Below are 25912 nucleotides of genomic sequence, written 5' to 3'. Positions count from 1 at the left end.
TTGCAATAAATTTTGTATATGGCTTCAAGTTTGAAGCAGTCGGGATGAACTCTGAAAAGAGTATTTTATTTTTTATAGGGCGTAAATTTAGCGGGGAATCGTGCGAATACAGCTGTGCAATAAAATAAAAATGATCGCCCAGATGGAACATTTTATATGATTCATGCTCATCATGATGTCAGTCTGCTCATTGGATCGATGGCTGTGGCATTTATTGCCTGCTATTTGACGCTTACGCTTGAGCAGATGCTATTTCGTAATGTGTCGCTAAGGTTGAAAACCCTTATTTTACTGTTCAGCGGTGGCTTGCTGGGACTGGCGATCTGGGGAATGCATTATGTCGGCATGACGGCAGCTCATTTTCCTGATGCTTATGATATCGATACTGCACTCACATTAAGTTCTTATGTGATTGGCTTTGTGGGAGCAACCTTTGCCATCTGGCTCACTACCCGTAAAACCTTGCCTTGTGCCCGCTTGATTCTAGGTGCTGTTCTGATGGGGCTGGGCATGTCAGGAATGCACTATGTGGGCATGCTGGGCCTGAATGTTAAAAATCATGTGACTGCCTATCATCCTTTATTAATGATTTGTTCGATCCTGATTGCAACGAGTGGAGCGGGACTCAGTTTTTGGGTGGCCTTCAAATATCGACAGGCAGTGCAAAGTACAATCCGGATGAAGCTCGTGGTCGCGAGTATGCTCACGTTGACCATTGTCGGGATGCATTATACGGGTATGGCGGCACTTGGTTTTTATGAAGATGTCCACCCACTGAGCCAGATCAGTCATTCCCACTATGACTTGCTATTTTCAGTCATCCTGATTAGTTGTCTGGTACTGGTGACTGCATTTGGCGTAGCCATGCTGGAGTTACGCTTTGAATCACGTAACCGTCAGCTGATGCTGGCCAATAAAGAACTGGCGAATCAGGCGATTCAGGATAATCTCACCAAACTGCCAAACCGTTTATATCTGGTCAAATATGCACAATTGCTATTTTCTGGCCGGCAGCAAGATGCCCAGCATGAAATCGCTTTTTTATACATTGACCTAGACCGTTTTAAAGCCGTGAATGATGTGTTTGGCCATCACGTTGGGGATCAGCTACTGATTCAGCTGGCTTATCGTATTCATCAAATTCTGGGAGATGATTCCAAACTGCTGCGCATCGGTGGCGATGAATTTCTGCTGGTGCTGGAAAATACTTCAGTAGAGCAGGCCTCGAAAATATCGGAAAGGATTCTGGAACTAATTCAGGAAAGTTTCCAGATCAGTGGCAAGACTATCAATATTTCGGGCAGTATCGGGATCGCGATGTATCCGAAGCATGGTCAGAATCTGCAAGATCTGCTGATCAATGCAGATGCCGCCATGTTGACTTCCAAGTATCAGGGACGAAATACCTATTCGGTTTTTAATTTCTCGACTGATCAGCATGAAAGCAAGAGCCAGAGCAAACTGATCAATGATCTGTATAAGGCAGTAGAAGAACAGCAATTTATCTTGGTTTATCAGCCAAAATTTACCCATGATGAGCAGATCTGTGGTGTAGAAGCGCTAATCCGCTGGAAGCACCCATTGCATGGTTTGCTGGGTCCAAATATGTTTATTCCGGGGGCAGAAAAAACCGGTCTGATTATTCCGATGGGCTACTGGGCTTTGGAGCAGGCCTGTAAACAGATTCAGCTCTGGGAAGCTGATTATGCTGATTTTTTCCCGATCGGTGTCAATTTATCTGCGGTTCAGTTTGAGCATAAGCATCTGATCAGTACGCTGGAGCAGCTACTCAGTCAATATAAAATTGATCCTCAACATTTGATGATTGAGATTACTGAATCGACTGCCATGCATCATATTGACTCGAGTATCCGGACTTTGCAGCAGTTGCGTCAGATGGGCATCCAGCTGGCGATTGATGATTTTGGTACCGGACATTCCAGCTTTCTGTATTTAAAAAACCTACCTGTCGATGAGCTGAAAATTGACAAGGAATTTATTCAGGGTCTGAGTGCAGGTTCCAAGGAAGAAATGATTCTGGAAAGTATTATCCAGCTGGCCATTAAACTCGGTTTAAAAGTGACAGCTGAAGGCATTGAAACTGTACAGCAAGCGGAAATTTTGACCCGTTTGGGCTGTCAGCAGATGCAGGGCTATCTGCTGGGTAAACCGATGGATGTCGAGCAACTTGAAGCTAGGGCCTTGGTTTCTTGAACTCAGTAAATCACTATTTAGAAATTTTTATGATTAAGCTAATCAATTGTAAATTATAAAATTTATGTGATTATTGATTTATAATTTCTAGGTTGAGTAGTAAATTAAATCTGCTAAATAGACGAGCCAAAAAAATATCAGTTTAACCTGAAAAGAGAATAGGAAACTACGATTTCTCCAGTTTATAGGGCTGCTTATTGGCTCTAGAAATCTGCTACAATATCGTCAATTTTTCATATTGATCGTATTTGATCTTGAGCACTGCGGTTCTGCAGTAGGTATTTTCCATGAGTTTTAAAGATGAGTTAGCGGCACAGGTCGCTCAGCGACGTACATTCGCCATTATTTCCCACCCCGATGCCGGTAAAACCACCATGACAGAAAAACTGCTGTTATGGGGTCAGGCCATTCAGGTTGCAGGTATGGTGAAAAGCCGTAAATCGGATCGTGCAGCCACTTCTGACTGGATGGAAATGGAAAAAGAGCGTGGGATTTCGATCACCACGTCCGTCATGCAGTTCCCGTTCAAGGACAAGATGATTAACCTGCTCGATACCCCGGGACATGAAGATTTCTCGGAAGATACTTACCGTACCCTCACTGCGGTAGACTCAGCGCTGATGGTGATTGACGGTGCAAAAGGTGTCGAGGAACGTACCATTAAATTGATGGAAGTGTGTCGTATGCGTGACACCCCCATCATTTCTTTCGTCAACAAAATGGACCGTGAAATCCGTGAGCCTTTAGAGCTGCTGGATGAAATTGAAAATGTCCTGAAAATTAAATGTGTGCCGATTACCTGGCCACTCGGTACAGGACGTGACTTTGCAGGTGTCTATAACCTGCTCGAAGAAAAGTTCTATGTCTATAAAGCCGGTTTTGGTTCAGTGATTACTGATATCGAAGTTCGTGATGGCTATGATCATGCAGACTTACGTGAAAAAGTCGGAGAGCTGGCTTGGGCGGCATTTGAAGAATCGTTGGAACTGGTACAAATGGCGAATGAGCCATTAGATCGTGAAGAATTCCTGGCAGGCCGTCAAACTCCAGTGCTGTTCGGTACTGCTTTGGGTAACTTCGGTGTCGACCATGTTCTGGATACATTTAGCGAATATGCACCACCTCCAAAAGCGCATCCAACTCAAGACCGTAAAGTAGAGGCGGATGAAGAAGGTTTCACAGGCTTTATCTTCAAGATTCAGGCCAATATGGACCCGAAACACCGTGACCGTATTGCTTTCATGCGAATCTGTTCAGGTAAGTATGAAAAAGGCATGAAAATGAAGCATGTGCGTATCGATAAAGATATCCGCATTAGTGATGCCTTGACCTTCCTGGCCGGTGACCGTCAGCATCTGGAAGAAGCATGGCCGGGCGATATTATTGGTCTGCATAACCACGGTACCATCCAGATCGGTGATACCTTCACTTCAGGTGAAAAACTGCAATTTACTGGTATTCCGCACTTTGCACCGGAAATGTTCCGCCGTGTCCGTCTGAAAGATCCATTGAAGTCAAAACAGCTGCAAAAAGGTCTGAAAGAGCTGTCTGAAGAAGGTGCAACTCAGGTCTTTATGCCACAAAACAGCAATGACCTGATTGTCGGTGCTGTGGGTGTGTTGCAGTTCGAGGTGGTAGCGTATCGTCTGAAAGAAGAGTACAAGGTGGACTGTATTTATGAGCCAGTGAGCATCAATACAGTACGTTGGGTATCTTGTGAAGATGAGAAAAAATTTAACGAATTCAAGAAAAAAGCCCATGACCAGTTATCTGTAGATGGTGGTGGTCACTTGACTTATCTTGCACCAAGCCGGGTGAATTTACAGCTGATGCAAGAACGTTATCCAGATATCGTATTCCGTAATACACGCGAACACTAAGCCTTCAGGCTTGGAAAATGTTAAACAGCTTCTCCGGAAGCTGTTTTATTTTGTGCTACATTTAAACCACTCATTACTTATATCTCTAAAAAATCATGAAGTTTAGTAAGGAAATCCTGCTCGGTTCAGTCATTGGCTGTAGTTTGTTACTTGGAGCATGTGATAAAAATGAAAAAAAACAGCCAGCGACAGAACAAAAAAAATCTGCAGCAGTCACCCCTGAAGAAAAAGCCAAATTTTTGCCTTACCTGAATATTCAGGAGAAATCGGCCGATATTGCCTTGCCATTTTGTGAGACCAAAAACTGTATTAATCTGGATATTCAGACCTTAAAGACAGCCGATGCCTGGCTAAACCAGTCTATTGAAAAGCAGCAGGCGAAAGTGATTCAGGATCAAATTGGCCTAAAGCAGGATATGAGCCTGCAGCAGGCGGTTAATGCCTATGTAAAAAAATCCGATGCCTGGCAAGCCCAGCTCAAACTGAATAAGGCCTACGAATTATCTCTTTATACCCGTATTCCTTATCAGCGTAATCAATTTGTGTTAATGCAAATTGGGGTAGACAGCACTCAGGAAAATATCCGTGTCAATGAACGCTATTATTTCTTTGTGGCTGATCGTGTGCAGCAAAAAATACTCAGTCCTCTGGATATTATCAATCCTGAACAGCAGTTGCAGATGGACCAAATTGTGCAGCAGGCTTACCAAAAATGGTTAAAGGACAATAATGCGGAAGTCCAGCAGAAAGCTCCAAAAAAACTGTATTGGGGGCAGGCGGACTGGTTCTTTGATCAGGAAGGAATTGGTCTACATTATCGGAGTCAGGAAATTAGCAAAGATGCCAAACAACTGGACATCTATTTAACCAAAGAACAAACACAACAAGTCTTGAAAGTGGATATTTATCAGAATATGTTCTAACAGGTAGGTCCTGCAAGGATAAATGATGATGTTGAATAAAGGTTAATGCATGTCAAATTATAAGAATGTTTTATGTCTGTCAGTATTGGCATCAGCAGTTTTGCTGAGTGCCTGCCAGCCTAAGGAAAGAGAGCCGAAAGAACCTGCTGCACCTGAAGTGGTACAGGCTCAGCCTGAAGTGCTGAAGCTGAGTGGTGATACTGAGAAGCTGAAACTGGCCTTGCCTGAATGTGAAGGAAAAAACTGTCCTGAGATTTCTATTGAGCGATTGAAAAGCAATCAGCCATTTATTGATGAATGGATAGATCAGCAGATTCTGCAGCAGCTACAGGGTATTTTGTCTATTGATGCGATCGAACCGGCGAAAGCATCGGCTGCCAGTGAAGCTGAAGCCGCTGCTTCCGAACCGCAAACTGCATTAGCCAATGTCCAAACTCCGAAACAGCAGCTTGAACAGCAGATTCAGCCGCATATGCAGACTTTCCTGAATCTGGATAAGGAGTTGAAAGCACTCAGTGCCAGCCATAGTATCAGCCTGATGATCAAACCGAGAATTCTGCAGTCTGGTGATCCACTCGCGACTGTGGTCTTAAACAGTACCCATTATCTGGGTGGTGCGCATGGCGCTTCTGCTCAAACCTACTACAATTTTGATCTTGAGCAGAAAAAGCTGATTAAGCTGGACGATATCATTCTGCCTAAACAAAAGGCTCAGCTCGAAGCCAAAGCTTATGAGGCTTTTAAAACCTGGGTGATGGAATCTAAACTGGCCAATGATGTAGCCGAATATGAACAGGCCTGGAAATTCAAACTGACGGATAATTTCTATCTGTCTAAACAGGGATTGGCACTGCAATATGCCGAATATGAGATTGGACCTTATGTGGTCGGTTTGCCACGTCTGGTCATTCCTTATGAACAGTTGAATGGCATTTTGAAACCTGAATATCTGCCTCAAACAGAGAACGCTGCTTCAGAAGCCCAGCCTGCAACTCCTGCCAAAGCACGCTGATGGTTTCGTTATTTGATACCCATACCCATTTTGATGTTCCCAATTTTGATCATGATCGGGAACAGCTGGCTTATGCATCCAAAGCAGCAGGGGTGGAGCATCTGGTCTTAATTGGTTTTTTACAGAGCCGGTTTAAGGATTTATTGCAGACGCATCATTTTATTAATGAGTTGGCCAATGCACCACAAAGCCATCTGGCACCCGGCCTGCATCCATTCTATATTGAGCAGCATCAACCTAAGCATTTACAGGATCTGGAGCAGTTATTAAACACAGAGCCTTGTATTGCGATTGGTGAAATTGGCTTGGATACTTTTGATAAGCGGCATAAACAGCCGGAACTTTTTCAGAAACAGAAGGATTTTTTTGCTGCACAGCTGGAACTGGCGCAGCAGTTTGATAAACCTGTGTTACTGCATATCCGTAAATCCCATGCCGATGTTTTACAGATTCTAAAACAGCATCGGTTTAAGCAAGGTGGTATTGCCCATGCCTTTGGTGGCGGGATTGAAGAGGCGAAAGCCTTTATTAAACTGGGCTTTAAGCTTGGAATAACAGGGCAAATTACCAATCCGAATGCCAAAAAACTGCATCAGGTGGTACAGCAGGTAGGACCGGAACATCTGGTACTTGAAACCGATTGTCCGGACATGACGCCCTTATGTTGCCAGCATTCGACAGAACAGCGGACTCGCAATACGCCTGCCAATCTGCCTTATGTTTTGCAAGGCTTGGCCAAGAGTCTGCATATGGATCAGGATGAACTGGCACAGCAGCTCTGGAAAAACACCCATCAGGCTTTACATCTGGCGATCTAAGATAAAACCCTACATCGGTCGGAAAGCGTATTTCAATGTATGATCCAGTGAAAAAAGGTGCATTATGCAATTTCTAAAATGCTTTAGACTTGGCATCATGCATATAAATTATTTTGAGTGAGATTCACATGGCACAAGGACTATTGGCGGGTAAGCGCTTCTTGATCGCAGGTATTGCAAGTAAATTATCAATTGCTTTTGGTATTGCTCAGGCATTACATCGTGAAGGTGCAGAACTCGCTTTTACTTATCCAAATGAAAAGCTGAAAAAACGTGTAGATGATTTTGCTGCACAATTCGGTTCGGAATTGGTTTTTCCTTGTGATGTGGCCATAGATGCTGAAATTGACAATGCATTTGCAGAACTGGCAAAACACTGGGATGGTCTGGATGGCGTCGTACATTCAATCGGTTTCGCACCAGCACATACTTTAGATGGTGATTTCACTGACGTGACGGATCGCGAAGGCTTTAAGATTGCCCATGACATCAGTGCTTACAGCTTTATCGCGATGGCACGCGCTGCGAAGCCATTACTGGCTGCACGTCAAGGCTGCCTGTTAACGCTGACTTATCAAGGTTCTGAGCGTGTGATGCCAAACTACAATGTGATGGGTCTGGCGAAAGCTTCTTTAGAGGCAGGTGTACGTTACCTGGCATCTAGCTTGGGCGCAGAAGGTATTCGTGTCAATGCGATCTCAGCCGGCCCAATCCGTACATTAGCAGCGTCTGGTATTAAATCGTTCCGTAAAATGCTGGACCTAAATGAAAAAGTGGCTCCACTAAAACGCAATGTGACCATTGAAGATGTCGGTAATGCAGCATTGTTCCTGTGCTCACCATGGGCGAATGGGATTACTGGTGAAATCATGTATGTCGATGCGGGTTATAACACAGTAGGTATGAGTGCTGAACTGATGCTGGATGCAGAATAAGTCGCTTTAAAAGATTAATTCTCAGCAGAGAAAAACCCTCAAGTTTTTGAGGGTTTTTTATTTTTAACTCTAATTGTTAATGATGTAAGTCTGATGACAAGGGATACAAGAATTTGGATCAAAATAATTTATCTTTCAGGACTTTCCCACTAAGATGCTTAATATAAAAACAATACAGGACAATTAAGGATGTTTAAAAATTTTTTAATCAGCATGATTTTTGTGATGGGAACTGTGGGGATCACCACGTCGGGCATGGCAGCAGACAATCACTATCATGACAATATGCATGAACTTGACCATCATTTAAAAAATTTCAAATCTGCCAAGGATAGCAAAGAGGCGCGGGCAGCATTGCAAGGCATGCAAAAATCTGTGGAAGTCTGCCAGAAAAATTTACCCTCAGGTCTACAAAAGCTAAAATCCAAAGATGCAAAAGTTACGGCTTATCAGGGATTGTTAACTGACTTATTGAAAGAGATTAAACAAGCTGAGCAACTTGTTGCAGCCAATCAGCTAGCCAAAGCACAAACATTGACAGAGAAAATGGATCAGATTAAAAAGCAGGGGCATCAAGCCTTTAAATAAGCCATAAAAAAGACCGCAATTGCGGTCTTTTTTAACTTCAAGATCAAGTGATTAAGCTTGACCTTCAACAGCAGCAGCTTGCGCACGTTGCATGTTCGCTTCAAATTCAGCATCGAAGTTGATTGGAGTAAGCAGCAATTGCGGGAAGCTACCTTTAGTGACCATATCATTCACCGCTTCACGAAGGAACGGGAACAGAATGTTCGGGCAGTAAGCACCAAGAATGTATGGCAGACGCTCTTCTTCCACGCCATCAATCAGGAAAATCCCTGCTTGAGTCACGTCAACGATAAACGCTGTATCACCTTCATTGGTTGCTTGAACCACAACTTTTAAAGCCACTTCAAAATGAGTCGGATCAATTTTTTCTGCAGAAGAAGAAAGGTTGATGTTTAACTCAGGTTGCCATTGCTTGGTAAAAACTTGTGCCCCAGGAACTTCAAAAGAAATATCTTTAGTGTAAATACGCTCTAATGCCAATTGTGGTTGAGCTTGTTGTTCTTCACTCATTCTTTAATCCTTGATATGAGGTAGGTTTTAGTAAATTAAGCCAATAATTCGTCTAGTTTGCCTTCACGCTCTAGGGCATAAAGTTGATCAAAACCGCCGATAAATTGTTCATTAATAAAAATCTGTGGCACGGTACGATGATTGGTGCGTTGCATCAATTCAAGACGCACTTCAGGGGCTTCATTCGATAAATTAATTTCTTTGAATGCAACACCTTTGCGCTCAAGGAGCTGTTTTGCACGGATACAATACGGACATACTGTCGTCGAATAGATAGTAACTTCAGCCATGATCAATCTCCTGTTCGCAGATTATTTGCTTTTCACCAAAGGTAAACCTTGAGCTTTCCAGTTTGTAATGCCGCCATCCAGACGGTAGGCATCTGCATGACCTACCTGTTGAAGCGCAGAACCTGCAACTTGCCCAAGATTACAAATGAACACCAACGGGCGATCAGATGCTTTTAACTCATCAACGTGTTTTGTAATTTGGCTATATGGAATGTTACGGCTACCACTGATGTGACCTTCACGGAAGTCTTTGGCATCACGTAAATCAATCAGCATGGCATTTTTTGCTTTAACTAAAATTCCCAGCGATTGCGGAGAGATTTTGCGACCATTACGTTGACCTTCGATGATGAAGAAGACAACCACGAGTACCGCGAGTGTTCCAAACAAGAAGGGGTGATTCCCCATAAACTCGAACCAACGTTCCACAATTCACCTAATTACAATTTTAAAATTGCCAAGAGTATAGCTCATAAATATGGTGATCAAAATCACCGCTTCAAGGGCTAAGCCTTAAGAAAATTAATTTTTTTGCTGCGCTTCGTTAATTTCGCCGATTAAACGTAAATAGCTTTCCAGTCGGCGCGGCAAAATTTCCCCTGTTGATGCTGCCTGACGTAAGGCACACTGCTTTTCATGCTTATGTGTGCAGTTACGGAACTGGCAGTGACCGAGCAAGTTTTCAATTTCCGGAAAACCACTTTGGACTTTATCCAAGGTCAGATGCCAGAGACCAAATTCACGAATCCCTGGTGAGTCGATGAGAGCAGCGCCATCGCCAAAGGAAATCAGACGTGTGGAGGTCGTCGTATGCTGACCCAGTGCCGAGTTTTCAGAAATGACATTAGTTTTCTGTGCAGCATCCGGGACGATCGCATTAATCAGCGTACTTTTACCTACACCAGACTGACCGACAAACGCTACAGTTTCCTCATTCAGACGAGCGGATAGTTCTGTCAGATCGCCATCGGACTGGGTTTGCATCACTTCATAACCCAAATCTTTATATTCTTTAAGCAAATCCAGAATCGGATCATTTTCCTTGAGCAAATCGGATTTATTCAGAACTAAAAGTGCTGGAATCTCTGCATCTGCACAAGCCACCAGATAACGGTCAATCAAACCCGGTGCTGGTTCAGGCAATGGCGCGAACACAATCACAATCAGGGAAATATTGGCGGCAACCGGTTTAACCTTGTGGTAACGGTCAGGACGGGTCAGCAAAGAAGTGCGCGGATGAATCGCTGTAATAATGCCGAGTCCGGTATTGGGATCAGCCTGCCATTTGACCCGGTCACCTGTTACCAGCAATTCCAGGTTAGTTCGGGTATGGCAGCGCCAGACACTCCCTAGTTCAATCGGCTTCCAGAATGGCTCAGGTTCACCTTCAGCCACGACCGGTTTTTCAGGATGCTGTTCAGGTACAGACAAGGCCTGGACTTCAAGCTGGCGGCCATAATGCTGCACAACCAGTCCTTCCAGGTCTTGAGAGGTATCGATCTCTTCCTGACGCGTTTTGTGCTGTTTTTGAATACGACGTTGTTGTTGTTCAGTTAAACGACGTTTACGTATTAAAGCCATTCAAATCCTAAAAAACCATGGGAGCGAGATGGCAAAAATAGCATGAAGCGGGGTGTCAGTTACAGCATCGACGTAATAAATTTGCTACTATAAATGTTTTATAGCCTAATAAGATTGCACATTTATGAGCAGCACCCCGGATAGCCGCCTGATTTGGATTGACCTGGAAATGACAGGTCTGGATACAGATAATGACCAGATTATTGAAGTTGCCACGATTGTAACGGACGATAACCTAAATATTCTTGCCGAAGGGCCCGTGCTAGCTGTGCATCAATCTGACCGTATCCTGAATGCGATGGACGAGTGGAATACTCGCCAGCATGGTCAGTCTGGCCTGATTGAGCGTGTACGCCGCAGTAAATTGACTGCTCAGGATGCAGAACGTGAAACGATTGAATTCCTGAAAAAATGGGTCAATCCAAAAGTATCGCCGATGTGTGGTAACTCGATCTGTCAGGACCGTCGCTTTCTGCACCGTTTAATGCCTGAACTGGAACAGTATTTCCATTACCGTAATCTAGACGTATCTTCAGTAAAAGAGCTGGCAAAACGCTGGCGCCCTGAAATCATGAGTGGTCTGAAGAAAAATGCTTCGCATCTAGCGATGGATGATATCCGTGATTCGATTGCTGAACTGAAATATTATCGTGAATATTTCTTCATTATGAATAAATAATCCGAGCAAATAAAAAAGAGGCGAAAGCTTCTTTTTTATTGCTTGGCAGAAAGTTTCTTGTGATAAAAGTTTTCACTGCTTTCAAACAGTACCCAGGTCAGAAGCACCAGAGCAAGATGGGTCCGGGTTTCATATTGATCCAAGATAATCAAAGCAAATAATCCTAAAGTCAGGATACGGATCATGATACTGAGATAATAATTTTTCTGCTTTTTAAAGGTTAAACCGTAAAGATAGAGCAGGAACAGCAAAACCAGCAGGGCAAAAAGGGCGTTAAATAGCATGCTGATCTGGCTCCCTTTAGGACAATAATAATTGAAATATTTTGAAGATTATTATGATGGTAATTTGATCAATTTTACGTGTTTTAGCGATGGCACAAGAATGCTTTTTTAACTGATTTTGTATCTGGATTTTAGTGGCAGTAAAGTGTCCATGATTTTGCTAAAATGCTCTGGTGTTTTTCTTGCTATTGATGACCTATGACTGATCTGCTTCAAGATGATGAGTATGACCGCCGTTTTGCGGGTGTAGCCAAAATTTATGGTGACGATAGCTTTCATCATTATGAAAACAGTCACGTGATGGTGATCGGAATTGGCGGTGTTGGTTCATGGGCAGTCGAAGCATTGGCACGTACCGGGATTGGTGAGCTCACACTGGTCGATATGGATGTGGTCGCAGCATCGAATATTAACCGTCAGTTACCAGCTATGACGGCGACACTAGGATGTGAAAAAATCGAAATCATGGCAGAACGCTGCCGTTCGATTAATCCACGCATCAAGATCAATCTGATTGACGATTATCTGACGCCAGAAAATGTGAAAGAAATTCTGTCAGGAAATCCTGACATCATTCTGGACTGTATCGATGACGTCAAAGCGAAATTTGCCTTGATGCTGCATTGCCGTTTTAACAAGGTTCCATTGATTGTATCCGGTGGAGCAGGCGGTAAACTGGATCCCTTAAAAATCCGTGTTGCCGATTTATCCAGAACCGAACAGGATCCAATGCTGGCAAAATTACGTGCGCAATTACGTGCTAAAGGCATCTGTAAAAAACCAAAAGAAAAATTTGGCATCACTTGTGTCTACTCTATCGATAACCCATTCTCGAGTGCAGATGTTTGTGCAAGCGCAGGCTTACGCTGTGGTGGTTATGGGTCTGCAGTGGTAGTGACATCTAGCTTCGCCATGGTTGCGGTATCGGAAGTATTGAAAAAGCTCGATAGTAAAAGACTTAAAGCCTGATTGAGTCAAAAAAAAGCACACGATCTGTGCTTTTTTTTATGCTAAGTTTAAAATGAATTTTTAAACATATAACAAAAACAATCTTTTGGTTTTGGAGCAGCTATGTGGTTTTTGCTAGTGCTGGTTTTGGGGATTGGGGCTTTAGCAATCTGGATGTGGAAACGTCCTGATCCGGTGAAACGTGATCAGGCCAAAGCCGTGCATCATGATCTATGGATTGAGCAGATTGATGCTCAATTGAAGTATGCAACCCGTCTAAGTACGGATCCGCATCATCCGGATTATGAACGTGCCTATCAAATTTATCAGGGGTTAGCCCAGCAGCAAGAATTGCCACAGGCTTATGTGGGCATGGCTCTAATGCATTTAAACGGACAGGGTCGTGAGCAGAGCACAGAAAAAGCCATTAGCTTTCTTGAAAAAGCTTATAGTTTAGGTGGTGAGGATGCAGCCTATCATTTAGGCCAGATCTATGATGGTCATCAATACCAATTAAATGATCCTGAAAAAGCCTTGTACTGGTATCGGCATGCGGTCGCGCGCGGTCATCTGGATGCGCAGTATCGCATCACTGAGCTGGCTGAATCTGATCATGACACTGCAGAACAGCAACGTCTGCAACTGTTAATTCAAAATGCCGAGCAGGGACATGCCAATTCACAGTATCAGTTAGCCCAATATTATTTGGCAGATGGTGCAGCGCAAGATTTAAGTCTGGGTATTCACTATCTGTTTCTGGCAGCACAGCAGGACCACTTGGCGGCCAATCAGGATATTGCCGAAGCCTATGCAAATGGCAAAATCTTGCCCAAAGATCAACAGCAGGCTTTGAGTTTCATTAAACGCTGTATTCATCTCGGTGATCAGAGTGGTTTATATGATTACTATGCCGGCGTGTTACTCGGTACTATTGATCCTGATCAACGTCAACGGGTGTTTAAGCATCTATTACAGCAGTCCAAAGAACATAAAGATGCACAGGCCAAAACCCTGATCGGTCTGGCTTATTTTCATGGCTGGTATGTACAAAAAAATGAAACCATGGCATTTCGCTACTGGTCTGAAGCAGCACAAACCCAGCATCCACAGGCCTTGAGTCTGATTGCCGCACTATATTTTGAATCCTATCTGGTCGCACATGAACCGCAGAAAGCATTTGAACTCTATCAACATGCCTTGCAAAGCGATCCTGATCATCGCTTTAGTCAGATGGGCCTGGCACTCTGCTATTTAAACGGAGTGGGGGTAGCCAAGGATACGACTAAAGCTACCCAAATGATTCAGGAAGTTGCACAGCAAGAGCAACTTGCAGCACAGTCTGAAGCTGATCTGATTTATATAGTGGGACGTTTTTATGGCTTGCCTGAATATCCGCTGCCGACCCGAGAAAAGGCAATTCAATATTTGAATCAGGCGGTGGCGAAAGGATCAAGTAAGGCTGCCTGGTATCTGTATCAAGCATATTCTGGTTTTTATCCAGTCTTTGAAGTGAATGAGGAACAGGCCAAACGTTATCTGCATCAGGCAGCTCAATTGGGCAATGCACAAGCCCAGACCGAATTAGGCTTAATGTATTTAAAGGGCAAAAAGGTGGAGCAGGATACGGCTTTAGGACTGAAATATCTGGAACAGGCTGCGAGCCAGCATAATGGTCTCGCACTAAATGCTTTAGGTGAGGCTTTGGAACAAGGAATTGGCATTGAAGCCAATTTGGATCAGGCAATCCAGTGCTATCGTAAAGCGGCTGCGCAGGTGAATGCTGATGCTTATAGTCATCTGGGGCGCTTATATACCAAAGGCATTGGTGTAGAACGTGATATTGCAATTGCCCGTCAATGGCTAGAAAAAGGCAGTCTGTTAGGATATGAGCCTTCTATTGAACAGCTCAACAATGTAAATGCTTATCTGCATATGTAAACTTCAATAAAAAAACCGCTGACTAACAGCGGTCTTTTTTGAGTCAAATATATTGCTTAAGGTAGTTGTTTGATCGGGCTACCACCCAAAGCTTGCATCAGGGTCACATAAGCATTGTATTGGCTTTGTCGGGTTTGCACCAAAGACAGACGGGCATTCCGCGTAGTTTCCTGTGCATCCAGCAGATTTTTCAATGCTACTGCACCATTACGATAACGCACTTCGGTCAAACGTTCAGTACGTTCAGCCAGTTCAACGTTACGCTGTTGTAACGCAACCTGTTTGGTGAGTTCAGTACGATTAGACAAGGCATTCTCTACATCGGCAAAAGCTTCATACATGGTCTGACGATACTGGATAATCGCTTTTTCATATTCCAGTTCATTCACCTGCAAATCACGCTTCATGTCATTCCATTGCAGGAATGGCAGGCTGAGTCCAGCACCTAAGGTCGCCACCGGATTTTTAAGTGCATCTGACAATGATGAACTGGTGCCCACGCCGGTACTTAGGCTGCCAGTCAGGCTGATCGAAGGATAATAACTGGCTTTATTGGCATCCTTGTTGGCCAAGGCTTTACGCAAACGCAATTCAGTAGCTCTCAAGTCAGGACGGCGGGAGAGAAGGCTAGCAGGCAAGCCAGCTTCAATCGACGGTAAAGCAATATTCGGTAAACGTTTCGGTTCCTGAATCGAAAGCTGTTGCACAGGCATATTCATGAGTACTGCCAGCGCCGTACGTGTTTCCACACGTTGCTGCTCAATCTGACTTAAGGTCGCTTGCTGGCTTTGGATCGCCTGTTCAGCCTGAGTTAAATCCAAACCAGACACAGCACCGGCACGATACTGGACATTGACCAGATCATAGGTACGCTGTGCAGTCGCCAGGTTTTGTTGAACCACGCTATAACGTTCATTTAGATAACCCAGCTGCCAGTACAGTTGAGCAGTCGTACCAATCAGACTTTGTGCAGTCGCTTGCAAGTCTTCTTCAGATGCCAGGGCTTCCCAGCGTGCTGCTTCAGTCTGATTGGCCAGTTTACCGAACAGATCCAGTTCATAGCTTAAGCCAGGGAAATTAACCCCAAAGCCGGATGAACTGCTGCCATCTTCCAGATCAAAGCTTCTACGCGTGGTTAACCCCGCATCACTGATACGTACACCTTGCTGGCTTTGTGTTTGTCTGGCCTGAATACGAGCTTGCTGTAAATTGATCCCGGCAACGGCCAGATCACTATTGGCTGCCAGTACGTCATTCACCAGATTATTCAATTGCGGATCTTTAAATAGAGTCCACCATTGATCTGCCAGAATATCAGCATGGATTTGCTGGCTTACAGCTTTACTGTTTTGAAAGTTGTTAGGCACCTGTACAGCAGGCTGTTCATACGGCGTTTTCACTACGGCCGCACAGCCAACCAATGAACTCCCTAGAATCAGGGCACTGGCAAGTTTGGTAAGAGTATGCATATCAGATTCCTTATTCTCGAGAAAGTGCATCGACCGGATTCAAACGGGCTGCATTACGTGCCGGGATAAAGCCGAACACAATACCGATCAGGCTTGAGCAGACAAAGGCCGCGACAATCGATGTGGTCGAGTATGCCATCTGGAAGGTTCCTCCAGCAAAATGGGTAATCAGCTGACCGATACCGAGTGACAGCAATACGCCTAAAATACCGCCCAGAATACAAACCAGAACAGCTTCAATCAGGAACTGCTGCAGAATGTCACTTTGGCGCGCACCGACCGCCATCCGTACCCCGATTTCCTGAGTACGTTCAGTCACGGAAACCAGCATAATATTCATTACGCCGATACCACCGACGACCAGAGAAATCACCGCAATCGCAGAGATCAGCAAGGTCATGGTTTGAGTCGTTTGCTGAATCGTTTCACGGATACTGTCTGCATTTTGCGTAAACACATCCTGCGCACCGTGACGTTGGACCAGTAAATTCAAAATGGCATTTTCCGCGGCTGCGCTTGGATATTCATCCTTAATACGCACAATGATCTGACGCACATTCGGTTGACCCAGCATACGGCTCATGACGGTAGAATAGGGCAGATACACATTCAGGCTATCATTGTTTCCCATCATGCCTTTTTGCGCATCAATGACGCCAATCACCCGGCTTGGTACACTGCCTAAAAGCAGCACCTGACCGACAGGATTGGTGCCATCTGCAAAGAAAGTGTTTTGGGTGTTGGTATCAATCACCACATCCTGCGCCTGCTCAGTAATACTTTCTTTATCAAATGGCTGACCTGATTTAAAGGTCATACCTTTGACATAGAAGAAGTCTTCACTGACGCCGTTGACGGTAGTTGATGCTTCAATCTCTTTGAAGCGTCCAGTGACACTGCTGTTGACCGATGGGCTAACCCCATCCACATAAGGCTGTTCTGCCAGTGCATCGGCATCAGCGGGAATTAGCGTCTTGGATTGGGAGGAACGTGAATTATCCCCGAAGCCCCGGCCCTGGAACACGGTAATGGTATTGGTCCCGAGACTGCTGATATTTTCCAGAATCTGCTTTTGTGAACCATTACCGAGCGCAACGACCGAAACCACCGATGCGATCCCGATAATAATCCCGAGCATGGTCAGGAAGGTCCGCATCCGGTGCGCATTCATGGCCAATAAGGCCATACGGAAAGCTTCACCGAGACGGTCTACTGCAGAACGCCAGCTCGAGATTTTCTTCTGTTCATTTCGGACCAGATTTTCTTTCTCGAAACCATCATCAACTTCAGGCATATTCGGTTTATCTGAAATGATATTCCCGTCTGAAATCTCGATAATACGCGTCGCATTTTTTGCCACGTTATGATCATGTGTGACCAGAATAATGGTATGACCTTTGGCATTCAGCTCACGCAGAATCCGCATCACTTCAATACCGCTATTCTTATCCAGTGCACCGGTTGGTTCGTCGGCAAGAATCACGTCACCGCCATTCATCAGGGCACGGGCAATCGAAACACGCTGCTGCTGACCACCAGACAATTGACTCGGACGGTTCTGGGTTTTTTCACCCAAGCCCAAATCAGTCAGTAATTTGACAGCACGTTCGTGACGGGTATCTGAATCTGCACCGGCATAAATTGCAGGAACTTCGACGTTACCTGCCGCACTTAAATCACTGAGCAGATGATAACGCTGGAAAATAAAGCCGAAATATTCACGACGTAACTGCGCTAGTTCATCAGCTTCAAGTTCGCGGGTTTCACGGCCTTTAACTTTATAGCTGCCCTTGGTCGGCTTATCCAGACAGCCCAGAATATTCATCAGGGTGGATTTACCCGAACCGGACTGACCGACAATGGCGACCAGTTCGCCCGGATAAATCTCCAGATTGACCCCTTTTAAAATCTGGACCGTGCTTTCACCCGCAGGGAATTCACGAACCAGATTCTTGACCTCGAGTAGAGGTTGCTGTTGTTGATTCATGCTTACATTCTCATTGGGCCGGCGCCACCAGGACCACGGCCACTGCCGCCACGTTTAGCACCGTCATTAGAAGTATCAGAGCCATCTGCAATCACAACCTGATCACCACGTTTCAAGCCTTTGATCACTTGTGCGGTTACACGGTTATTCAGACCAATCAGGACAGGGGTTGGTTTTGCTGTTCCGTCTGCCTGCAATACACGAACCATGGCACGCTGAGCTTTGCCTTGTTCAATCAGGGCACGTTCAGCATCAGAAAGTTCTAAGCGAGGAGGACGGTCACCTTCCAGACGTTTACTATCGCCACGGGCTTGATCCTGACCTTCGCCACGTGCAGATGGGTCACCGGCGCCGCGAGAGCCTTCACCACGATTCGGACGTTGTGGACGGTTTGAACCTTGAATGGCAGCCGCTGGAACAGTCAGTACATTACGTGCTTCATCAAGAACAATATAGACTTGCGCCGTCATATCAATACGCAGCTTGCCATCTTCATTCGGTACATCAAACAGGGCGTTGTAATACACTGCAGAGCCTGAAGTTGAGCTTGAAGTATTGGTTTCGGTATTAATTGAATTTGGTGCAGGTTCAACCTGACGAAGTTTGGCGTAAATTTTCTTATCAGTATTACCCAAAGTAGTGAAGTACACTGTTTGGCCTTCCTGAACTTTCATGACATCGGCTTCGGAAATCTCAGCCTTAATCGTCATGGTATCCAGTTGTGCCAGTTTCACAATCGTTGGTGCGCTTTGATTGGCGTTTACAGTCTGACCTTCTTCAGTCACGATCGCTACGATAGTTCCATCCATGGGTGCCACGATTTGGGTATAACCGAGATCTTCTTTCGCGGTTGCCAAGGTTAAACGTGACTGCTCAATCTGTGCATTAATCGCAGTGATATCTGCCTGAGCGGTTTTGTAGCTGGCTAATGCAGATTCCAGTTCTGAACGCGAGGTTGCATCTTGGGCATACATGGCTTGCTGACGCTTATACTCGGCTTCCACCTTGGCAAGGTTGGCCTGTTTCACGGCAAGCTGTGCCATCTGGTTTTTAATGCTGGCTTCAGCAGTCTTTAAATCATTTTCCTGACGAACAGAGTCAATTCGGGCAATTAGCTGGCCTTGTTTGACCTGATCACCGAGTTGCACATACATTTTTTTAACCTGACCCGAAACCTGAGCACCGACACTGACCATTTTGGTGGCTTCAAGTACACCAGTTGCTAGTACCGAATTTTCAATATCCCCTTGGGTCACTTCAGCTGTAATGTATTGTGGCTGCTGCTCTTTTGGTTTCAGAAAATACCAGGCAGTGACTGCCACCAGGATGGCAATTACAATCGCCATAATGAGTTTCGTAGGTTTTATTTTTGGCATATGGATTCAGATTCGGGTCGTAGGATAACAGTTGATTATAAAAGCGAAATTAGGATAAAACGTGAATTTTTTTTATTTAAAATGAGAACTATTTTCCACTGCCTGGTTTAAAAAAGCATATAAGATAAAACCTGATTTTATATAAGGGATTCATTGAACTACTCCTATTAGAGTTATCTTTTTTAGGTGAAATTTTATACGATTTAGCTATCTGAAAAATATTGATCATATGATGAATCAATTAAATCTTCATGGGAGTATAAAGTACTTCTCAGATATACTGCATGCAAAAACTTGGCCACTAAATTGCTGATAAAAATACGCCATAGTGCCGCTCAATATCATGGAAGTTTTTAATGATATTTGTTGTAAAAATAATTCTGCGCTAAAGCCAACCTCTTTTATTTTTTAATCTAATTTTTCGAATGATGTGTTCTACTAAAATTTAAAAAATCTATGTTTTACATATAGATTTAAGCAAATAAAGTTTGTAATATCTAATTCCATAAAAAAAATATGGGTTTATTCATTAAGAGAATATGCTCATTTAATGAGCGGAAAATAATACGACTTTACTAAGAAAATTAATGAGGTTCATAGATGGAATGGAATGAAAGTTACAATATTGGAATTGAGGTGATTGATCATCAACATCGCCAGATTCTGGACTATATAAATGCTTTAGAGCAGGTCAAAAGTACCGGAGATCGCGATAAAATCCGGGAGGTTTTAGACGATTTAATTGACTATACCCAGTCACATTTCAGCTTTGAAGAAAACCTGCTGGAACAGGTGAGTTATCAATATTTGCCTTCACATCGCGGCATACATGAATTATTTGTCAAAAAATTAAATGATTATCGTCTGAAGTTTGAGCAAGGTCAGTCCATTGAAAAAGATTTATATCGTCTTCTGTCCAAATGGCTCATCAACCATATTCAGCACGATGATCAGGATTATGTAGAAGCAGTACGGGACAATATGCTGAGCTACCTGCGAACGCAGGAGAAGAAAAAAGGCAAAGGCTGGTTTGCGCGTTTCTTTAGTTAGGCACTCGGAGATGCAAACAAGCTTTGACCGCACATTTCAGCAATGGCCTGCAAGATCAGATGTTCAGGGTTCTCTCTGGACATCCCTTTGATTGCAGCATCGATCCGGATCAAAAGCTGAGGCCAGCTTAAAAAGCGCTGTGGACTTAAACGACGCAAGGCTTGCTGATATAAGCTCACTTTAGTTTTCCAGATACCGATTTGTAAGGCATTTTGTGGCTGTTCAAATAATTGCATCAATAGACGCATTTCTTTGCTGATACTCCACAAAATCAGGCTCATCGGTTCACCTGAGGCAATCAGATACTGAAAGATCTTAATTGATTGTGCCAAATTCCCATTGAGCAAGGCATCACTCAGATCATAGGTGCTGTAACGGGACTGATCCTGCAAGCAGGCATATAGATGGTCAATCTGGATAATATCTACTTCAGCAAAGGTATCTGCTACGCGCATCAGGCTATTTTTGGCTGCCAGCAAATTGTGCTCATGATGCTGCTCTAGCCATTGCCAGGCGTCATTGGCCAGCTTAATTCCTAGTTTTTCCGCTTCAATTCCGAGGATCTGTTGACGATCTTTTGGGTAGTTGGCCACTAGCGATACATTTACGCCATTGGCATCAATGGTCTGGAAAAAGCTGGATTTCAGGCTGCTGGCATCTTGCTTCGGCATGACCACCAACAGCAGGTTGTCACTGTCCTGTTGCAGATAGCTTTTTAATAGTTTGAGACCACTGGCATCCGGTTTGATATTGCCATGCACTTCAATTGCCAGTTGGCTAGAAAATAATGACAGGCTGTTTAAAGCATTGAAGACATTTTTCCAGTCAGAGGCAGAGCTAATATCATAACGCTGGCGTTCAACTTCACGGCTTTGCCAGCTGCTACGAAAGGCATCTACCAGATTCTGTTCCAGCAAAGGCTCCTGACCATGCAACACCCAGGCACCGCGAGCTTCATTGACACGTTTTAATGCCTGGAGGTAGTCAAGTTTCATTGGGTCGTCTTATTGGGCTGGTTGAGTCGAAGTTTCTGGTTTTGCCAATGGCAAACGATTCGATGAAATTTGACGCGCAATTTGCTGTGCAATGTCATCAATAATGACTTGGTTTAAATATTTTTGTTCCTGGTCATCCGTATTCACGGTTTCAATATCATATTGATAGGTACGAGTTGCTACCACAGTACGTGGTTCAGTCACCGGATTGCCTTGTGCATCTTCGATTCGGAAAGTCACATTCAGACGCAATAAGGTTTCCACCAGTTTGCCATTCAATTCTAAACGGCGAGGGGTGTAATCTAGGACACGTAAGACATAAGCATCAGGTGCATTACTCAGCTGTACTCCAGCAGCACCCAGGTAAACAGCCAGTTTTTCCTGAAGATCTTCAGTATTGTCAGGGAGGGCCAGACTCATGACTGAGTAAGCTACAGGTGCGGAACTCGGATTGGTTCCTTTTAAATGAAAGCCACAGCCAACGAGGCCTGCACTTAGACCACAAGTTAAAACAATTGCTGCTAAACGTTTGCCTAAATGCATGAGTATCCTCTTTTTCCCTCAGGGAAATATTTGAAATCCTGAACCGGATTGTAAAGTCAAAGCCCGTTGGCTGGCAACGGGCTTTGTTTGGAATTGTTTTTTAATCCCTCCCTACCTCCCTTTAAAAAAGGGAGGAGAACCCATTTTTTATATATGGACGGGAATTCCCCTCTTTATTAAAGAGGGGTTAGGGGAGATTAAATCCCTCCAAACCTCCCTTTCTTGCGCTTCAATATAAAGCAGTGCTTTATATCTTGCTCAAGGAGGCTTCAAGGAAATTAAACCACCAAATTCACTAACTTATTCGGCACCACAATTTCTTTCTTGGTTGGACCAGTCAAGAATTGCTGAACTTCTGGCAATGCTTTGGCTTGAGCAAGAATGTCATCTTTCGATGCATCCACAGACACTTCGAGTTTGCCACGAAGTTTACCGTTCACCTGAACCACGATGGTTTGTGTATTACGAGTCAATGCAGATTCATCCACTTGTGGGAACTGCGCTTGAGTTAACTCGATTCCAAACTGAGCCAATAAAGTCTGACTTAAATGTGGTGCAAATGGAGCAAGCAATGTAAGAAGCGTAGTGATCGATTCACGAGCTACAGCAACGTCATTATCATCTTTCGCTTCAAATTTGTTGTTCGCATTTAACAGTTCCATCATTGCTGCAATCGCAGTGTTGAATGCGTGACGACGTTCAATGTCATCACCCACTTTCTGGATGGTTTCGTGAGTCTTGCGGCGTAAATCTTGCGCAGCTGTAGAAAGAGCGGCTTTATCGAAGTCAGTCGCGGTATTACCTTTTTCAAGGAAACCGGTTGCCAAACGCCATACACGTTTCAGGAAGCGGTTTGCACCTTCAACACCGGCATCAGACCATTCAAGTGATTGATCAGGTGGGGCTGCGAACATCATGAACACACGTGCAGTGTCTGCGCCGTATTGGTCAATAATCGCTTGCGGGTCGATACCGTTGTTTTTCGATTTCGACATTTTTTCCTGACCGCCAACGATGACATCTTGACCATCACCTTTGTATTTCGCAGAAGTGATGCGACCTTTCTCATCACGCTCAAGTTCGATGTCGGCAGGGTTGAACCAGGTTTTCTTGCCTGATTCAGATTCGCGGTAATAAGTATCCGCAAGCACCATACCTTGAGTGAGCAAGTTAGTGAACGGCTCGTTACCTTGTACCACGCCTTCGTCACGCATCAATTTGTGGAAGAAACGTGCATAGAGCAAGTGCAGAATCGCGTGTTCAACACCACCGATGTATTGGTTTACAGGAAGCCAAGTTTGACCTGCTTCAGGTTTTACCATGCCATCAGTAAAGTCTGGAGATGCATAACGTGCATAGTACCAAGATGATTCTACGAATGTGTCTAGCGTATCTGTTTCACGACGTGCATCGCCACCACAGCAAGGACAAGTGGTTTCGTAGAATTCAGGCATCTTGTTCAGTGGGTTACCTGAACCGTCTGGAACCACGTCAGTCGGAAGTACCACAGGAAGTTGATCTTCAGGTACCGGCACTTGACCACATTTGTCACAGTTGATCATTGGAATTGGACAACCCCAATAACGCTGACGAGATACACCCCAGTCACGTAGACGGAATTGAACTTTTACATTCGCAAGACCTTGTGGTTCAAGTTTCGCCAAGAATGCATCAAATGCGCCTTGGAAGTCTAAACCGTCAAATTCGCCTGAATTAACCAGTTTACCGTCTTTAGAGCCGTACCATTCTTGCCATTGAGTTGCGTCAAAGTCTGTATCTTCTGCACCTTTGGCATCAATCACTTGCTTGATGGTTAAGCCATATTTATTGGCAAATTCGAAGTCACGTTCATCATGTGAAGGCACCGCCATCACCGCACCTGAACCGTAAGACATCAGTACGTAGTTTGCGATCCAGACTGGAACTTCTTCACCTGTGACAGGGTGTTTTACAGAAAGACCTGTTGCCATGCCTTTCTTCTCAGCAGTCGCAAGATCCGCTTCTGCCACAGAACCCATACGGCATTCTTCGATGAATGCTTGAAGCTCAGGATTATTTTCCGCAGCTTTTAACGCCATTGGGTGTTCTGCTGCCACTGCAACATAAGTTACACCCATCAATGTGTCGGCACGCGTGGTAAATACAGTTAAACCGTCTGCATAGACTTCCGGATTCGCTGAAGGGAAGGTGATTTCCATACCTTGTGAGCGACCAATCCAGTTGCGTTGCATAGTCAGGACTTGTTGTGGCCAGCCGTCTTTCAGTGTTTCAAGATCGTCCAGTAATTCTTGCGCATAATCAGTGATGCGGAAGTAGTACATTGGGATATCACGTTTTTCAACCAATGCACCTGAACGCCAGCCACGACCATTTTCAACCTGTTCATTAGCAAGAACGGTTTGGTCGACAGGGTCCCAGTTCACAGTGGAAAGTTTACGGTAGATCAGACCTTTTTTATAAAGCTGAACGAATAACCATTGTTCCCAGCGATAGTATTCTGGTGTACAGGTTGCGAATTCACGGTCCCAATCTACAGACAGACCAAGTTTTTTCAACTGATTACGCATGTAATCAATATTTTCGAAAGTCCATTTTGCAGGAGCGACCTGGTGTGCAATTGCAGCGTTTTCCGCAGGAAGACCGAAAGCATCCCAACCCATGGGTTGTAATACAGTTTCACCTTTTAAACGGTGAAAGCGGCTGATCACGTCACCAATGGTATAGTTACGCACATGACCCATATGCAGTTTGCCACTTGGGTAAGGGAACATCGAGAGGATATAACGACGTGGACCTTCTACAGTGTCGGCAACTTTAAAGGCTTTGCGAGATTCCCAGTCCTGCTGGACTTGAGGTTCAATCGCACTGGCTTGATATTCTGAGTCAATGTGAGTAGTCATATACGTAATACAAGAGAACGGTTAAAAAAAATATAAGGCACAGCATAGCGCAAAATGCACCTAAAAGTGAATTTTGCGTACGGGATTCTGCAGGAAAAATCTAAATTGGCAGACGAGTATGATTAGAAGGCTACATGCTCAGACTGACCACGTTGTAAAGCTTCATTGGCTTCACGCTGTTGCTGCTCATTTTCAGAAACGACAGGCACAGGTGCAGATGAGTTTGAGTTACCCGTTTCGGTCCGGTTCTCATTTTCGGTTGTTCTTGCTGGAGTAGGCGCGGAATTGGTCCAGCCATAGGTTTCTACTTTGCTTTTATGCTTGGCATTTTTAGGAGGCGGGGTTTTGGTATAGTGAGTCACGCCTTTGGCATCGACCCATTTATAATATTCAATCGCTAAAGCAGAGCTGCTTGCTACACCTAAAACAAGCGTAGTGGCAAAACTTAATGCGGTCAGGAAAGATCTTTTCATGAGTAAAAGTCCTGAAAATTTCAAGCGGTTAAATAGAGTTGTTATTGTAGAGAATTTTTTGCCATAAGATGATTTTTAATTCAATTAATTTTGTGATCAGTAGTGATCTTAATGTTTTGAGCTGATACCTAAAAAGAGTAATTTTATATAAAAAAAATTTATTTATAAACAGTTGCATTGAATTTCTTAAAAATTCATTCAATTTTTTTATATAAGACATATTAAAAATTTATAAAATTAAAGTTTTAAGTATATGAAATTTATTAATTTAAATTAGAATTTTAAAGCTAAAAACCAGAGTTAAAGTCGAAATTGCCTGTAAAAGCAGCAAATTTTAGACGTATAAACAATAATAGCCTGTTTTTTAAACTTGACTTTAAAGGCTGAAAACACAAGAATGCAGCAATAGTTTTATATGCCTTAGATCGATCACCCTTCGAATAAGTGTCATGTCATGCAATGGGCAATTTTTCTAGCCGAAAAATTGAACAAAGCGAACAAAATATGTTTACCCCAACA

General features: G+C 44.0%; 23 protein-coding genes. 11 read left to right on the top strand and 12 right to left on the bottom strand.

The window, feature by feature from the left end; all coding sequences use genetic code 11:
- The first annotated feature begins 156 nt into the window (after positions 1 to 156).
- The 7 genes from FTU03_RS06045 (at position 157) to FTU03_RS06015 (ending at position 8370) form a co-directional block, all read left to right on the top strand.
- Positions 157 to 2214 carry an EAL domain-containing protein gene (locus FTU03_RS06045; RefSeq protein ID WP_179992390.1) on the top strand — a complete coding sequence of 686 codons (2058 nt, stop codon included), beginning with the start codon at positions 157 to 159 and terminating at the stop codon, positions 2212 to 2214.
- A 287-nt stretch (positions 2215 to 2501) separates the two neighbouring features.
- Positions 2502 to 4094, top strand: a complete 1593-nt coding sequence (locus tag FTU03_RS06040) for a peptide chain release factor 3 (RefSeq protein WP_034703223.1) — start codon at positions 2502 to 2504, stop codon at positions 4092 to 4094.
- 95 nt (positions 4095 to 4189) lie between these two features.
- Complete coding sequence (locus tag FTU03_RS06035; RefSeq protein WP_179992389.1) at positions 4190 to 5017, top strand: hypothetical protein; 828 nt, start codon at positions 4190 to 4192, stop codon at positions 5015 to 5017.
- Between the two features lie 49 nt (positions 5018 to 5066).
- Positions 5067 to 6029, top strand: a complete 963-nt coding sequence (locus FTU03_RS06030; protein WP_179992388.1) for an RsiV family protein — start codon at positions 5067 to 5069, stop codon at positions 6027 to 6029.
- Positions 6026 to 6847, top strand: coding sequence for a TatD family hydrolase (locus tag FTU03_RS06025; RefSeq protein WP_179992398.1), 822 nt, complete (start codon positions 6026 to 6028; stop codon positions 6845 to 6847). Before FTU03_RS06030 ends, FTU03_RS06025 begins: the two co-directional genes overlap by 4 nt.
- Before the next feature lie 128 nt (positions 6848 to 6975).
- A complete protein-coding gene (locus FTU03_RS06020; protein ID WP_179992387.1) occupies positions 6976 to 7782 on the top strand; it encodes an enoyl-ACP reductase in 807 nt (268 codons plus the stop codon).
- A 189-nt stretch (positions 7783 to 7971) separates the two neighbouring features.
- Positions 7972 to 8370, top strand: coding sequence for a cytochrome b562 (locus FTU03_RS06015; protein ID WP_179992386.1), 399 nt, complete (start codon positions 7972 to 7974; stop codon positions 8368 to 8370).
- A gap of 51 nt (positions 8371 to 8421) precedes the next feature.
- On the opposite strand, the gene secB is transcribed toward FTU03_RS06015, so the two are convergent.
- From secB to rsgA, 4 genes are all read right to left on the bottom strand, one after another.
- Positions 8422 to 8880: a protein-export chaperone SecB gene (secB, locus tag FTU03_RS06010; RefSeq protein ID WP_004782070.1), complete on the bottom strand. Its 459-nt coding sequence runs from the start codon at positions 8878 to 8880 to the stop codon at positions 8422 to 8424.
- A gap of 35 nt (positions 8881 to 8915) precedes the next feature.
- Positions 8916 to 9170: a glutaredoxin 3 gene (gene grxC, locus FTU03_RS06005; protein ID WP_004782071.1), complete on the bottom strand. Its 255-nt coding sequence runs from the start codon at positions 9168 to 9170 to the stop codon at positions 8916 to 8918.
- 21 nt (positions 9171 to 9191) lie between these two features.
- Positions 9192 to 9599, bottom strand: a complete 408-nt coding sequence (locus FTU03_RS06000; protein ID WP_005232169.1) for a rhodanese-like domain-containing protein — start codon at positions 9597 to 9599, stop codon at positions 9192 to 9194.
- Positions 9600 to 9692: 93 nt separating this feature from the next.
- The gene (gene rsgA / locus FTU03_RS05995) at positions 9693 to 10751 is read right to left on the bottom strand and encodes a ribosome small subunit-dependent GTPase A (protein WP_179992385.1); all 1059 of its coding nucleotides are present in this window, start codon (positions 10749 to 10751) and stop codon (positions 9693 to 9695) included.
- 124 nt (positions 10752 to 10875) lie between these two features.
- Here rsgA and orn point away from each other — a divergent pair, with 124 nt between their 5' ends.
- Complete coding sequence (orn, locus tag FTU03_RS05990; protein ID WP_004782074.1) at positions 10876 to 11430, top strand: oligoribonuclease; 555 nt, start codon at positions 10876 to 10878, stop codon at positions 11428 to 11430.
- A 35-nt stretch (positions 11431 to 11465) separates the two neighbouring features.
- On the opposite strand, the gene FTU03_RS05985 is transcribed toward orn, so the two are convergent.
- Entirely contained in the window at positions 11466 to 11714 is a 249-nt protein-coding gene (locus FTU03_RS05985) for a hypothetical protein (protein ID WP_179992384.1), read from the bottom strand.
- Positions 11715 to 11912: 198 nt separating this feature from the next.
- Between FTU03_RS05985 and FTU03_RS05980 the strand changes: the two genes are divergently transcribed.
- Together FTU03_RS05980 and FTU03_RS05975 are read left to right on the top strand one after the other, a co-directional pair.
- The gene (locus FTU03_RS05980) at positions 11913 to 12683 is read left to right on the top strand and encodes a ThiF family adenylyltransferase (protein WP_004782076.1); all 771 of its coding nucleotides are present in this window, start codon (positions 11913 to 11915) and stop codon (positions 12681 to 12683) included.
- Positions 12684 to 12785: 102 nt separating this feature from the next.
- Positions 12786 to 14600, top strand: coding sequence for a tetratricopeptide repeat protein (locus FTU03_RS05975; protein ID WP_179992383.1), 1815 nt, complete (start codon positions 12786 to 12788; stop codon positions 14598 to 14600).
- A gap of 56 nt (positions 14601 to 14656) precedes the next feature.
- Here the strand turns inward: FTU03_RS05975 and FTU03_RS05970 are convergent, their stop codons facing one another.
- From FTU03_RS05970 to FTU03_RS05960, 3 genes are read right to left on the bottom strand one after another with little or no spacing between them, the layout of a single operon-like run.
- Entirely contained in the window at positions 14657 to 16069 is a 1413-nt protein-coding gene (locus FTU03_RS05970) for an efflux transporter outer membrane subunit (protein ID WP_179992382.1), read from the bottom strand.
- Positions 16070 to 16079: 10 nt separating this feature from the next.
- Entirely contained in the window at positions 16080 to 18056 is a 1977-nt protein-coding gene (locus FTU03_RS05965) for a MacB family efflux pump subunit (RefSeq protein WP_179992381.1), read from the bottom strand.
- A gap of 2 nt (positions 18057 to 18058) precedes the next feature.
- Complete coding sequence (locus tag FTU03_RS05960) at positions 18059 to 19432, bottom strand: MacA family efflux pump subunit (RefSeq protein ID WP_179992380.1); 1374 nt, start codon at positions 19430 to 19432, stop codon at positions 18059 to 18061.
- Positions 19433 to 20032: 600 nt separating this feature from the next.
- Between FTU03_RS05960 and FTU03_RS05955 the strand changes: the two genes are divergently transcribed.
- On the top strand, positions 20033 to 20482 hold the full coding sequence (locus FTU03_RS05955) for a bacteriohemerythrin (RefSeq protein WP_166136355.1): 450 nt from the start codon (positions 20033 to 20035) through the stop codon (positions 20480 to 20482).
- Here FTU03_RS05955 and holA read toward each other — a convergent pair.
- From holA to FTU03_RS05935, 4 genes are all read right to left on the bottom strand, one after another.
- Positions 20479 to 21477, bottom strand: coding sequence for a DNA polymerase III subunit delta (gene holA / locus FTU03_RS05950; RefSeq protein ID WP_179992379.1), 999 nt, complete (start codon positions 21475 to 21477; stop codon positions 20479 to 20481). The two genes, FTU03_RS05955 and holA, sit on opposite strands and share 4 nt — an antisense overlap.
- 9 nt (positions 21478 to 21486) lie before the next feature.
- Positions 21487 to 22020: an LPS assembly lipoprotein LptE gene (gene lptE / locus FTU03_RS05945; protein ID WP_166136360.1), complete on the bottom strand. Its 534-nt coding sequence runs from the start codon at positions 22018 to 22020 to the stop codon at positions 21487 to 21489.
- 278 nt (positions 22021 to 22298) lie between these two features.
- Positions 22299 to 24920 carry a leucine--tRNA ligase gene (leuS, locus tag FTU03_RS05940; RefSeq protein WP_179992378.1) on the bottom strand — a complete coding sequence of 874 codons (2622 nt, stop codon included), beginning with the start codon at positions 24918 to 24920 and terminating at the stop codon, positions 22299 to 22301.
- A gap of 122 nt (positions 24921 to 25042) precedes the next feature.
- A complete protein-coding gene (locus FTU03_RS05935) occupies positions 25043 to 25393 on the bottom strand; it encodes a DUF4124 domain-containing protein (protein ID WP_179992377.1) in 351 nt (116 codons plus the stop codon).
- Positions 25394 to 25912: the final 519 nt, after the last annotated feature.

Origin of the sequence: Acinetobacter sp. YH12046 (assembly GCF_013419905.1) — a bacterium.
Taxonomy (GTDB): domain Bacteria; phylum Pseudomonadota; class Gammaproteobacteria; order Pseudomonadales; family Moraxellaceae; genus Acinetobacter.
The sequence above is the reverse complement of the archived record's forward strand: the minus strand, read 5'-3'. Positions and strand labels throughout refer to the sequence as shown.

Coding starts and splice junctions, on each gene's coding strand:
- FTU03_RS06045 (WP_179992390.1), top strand. CDS start 157: ATGATTCATGCTCATCATGATGTCAGTCTGCTCATTGGATCGATGGCT.
- FTU03_RS06040 (WP_034703223.1), top strand. CDS start 2,502: ATGAGTTTTAAAGATGAGTTAGCGGCACAGGTCGCTCAGCGACGTACA.
- FTU03_RS06035 (WP_179992389.1), top strand. CDS start 4,190: ATGAAGTTTAGTAAGGAAATCCTGCTCGGTTCAGTCATTGGCTGTAGT.
- FTU03_RS06030 (WP_179992388.1), top strand. CDS start 5,067: ATGTCAAATTATAAGAATGTTTTATGTCTGTCAGTATTGGCATCAGCA.
- FTU03_RS06020 (WP_179992387.1), top strand. CDS start 6,976: ATGGCACAAGGACTATTGGCGGGTAAGCGCTTCTTGATCGCAGGTATT.
- FTU03_RS06015 (WP_179992386.1), top strand. CDS start 7,972: ATGTTTAAAAATTTTTTAATCAGCATGATTTTTGTGATGGGAACTGTG.
- secB (WP_004782070.1), bottom strand. CDS start 8,880: ATGAGTGAAGAACAACAAGCTCAACCACAATTGGCATTAGAGCGTATT.
- grxC (WP_004782071.1), bottom strand. CDS start 9,170: ATGGCTGAAGTTACTATCTATTCGACGACAGTATGTCCGTATTGTATC.
- rsgA (WP_179992385.1), bottom strand. CDS start 10,751: ATGGCTTTAATACGTAAACGTCGTTTAACTGAACAACAACAACGTCGT.
- orn (WP_004782074.1), top strand. CDS start 10,876: ATGAGCAGCACCCCGGATAGCCGCCTGATTTGGATTGACCTGGAAATG.
- FTU03_RS05985 (WP_179992384.1), bottom strand. CDS start 11,714: ATGCTATTTAACGCCCTTTTTGCCCTGCTGGTTTTGCTGTTCCTGCTC.
- FTU03_RS05980 (WP_004782076.1), top strand. CDS start 11,913: ATGACTGATCTGCTTCAAGATGATGAGTATGACCGCCGTTTTGCGGGT.
- FTU03_RS05975 (WP_179992383.1), top strand. CDS start 12,786: ATGTGGTTTTTGCTAGTGCTGGTTTTGGGGATTGGGGCTTTAGCAATC.
- FTU03_RS05970 (WP_179992382.1), bottom strand. CDS start 16,069: ATGCATACTCTTACCAAACTTGCCAGTGCCCTGATTCTAGGGAGTTCA.
- FTU03_RS05965 (WP_179992381.1), bottom strand. CDS start 18,056: ATGAATCAACAACAGCAACCTCTACTCGAGGTCAAGAATCTGGTTCGT.
- FTU03_RS05960 (WP_179992380.1), bottom strand. CDS start 19,432: ATGCCAAAAATAAAACCTACGAAACTCATTATGGCGATTGTAATTGCC.
- FTU03_RS05955 (WP_166136355.1), top strand. CDS start 20,033: ATGGAATGGAATGAAAGTTACAATATTGGAATTGAGGTGATTGATCAT.
- holA (WP_179992379.1), bottom strand. CDS start 21,477: ATGAAACTTGACTACCTCCAGGCATTAAAACGTGTCAATGAAGCTCGC.
- lptE (WP_166136360.1), bottom strand. CDS start 22,020: ATGCATTTAGGCAAACGTTTAGCAGCAATTGTTTTAACTTGTGGTCTA.
- leuS (WP_179992378.1), bottom strand. CDS start 24,920: ATGACTACTCACATTGACTCAGAATATCAAGCCAGTGCGATTGAACCT.
- FTU03_RS05935 (WP_179992377.1), bottom strand. CDS start 25,393: ATGAAAAGATCTTTCCTGACCGCATTAAGTTTTGCCACTACGCTTGTT.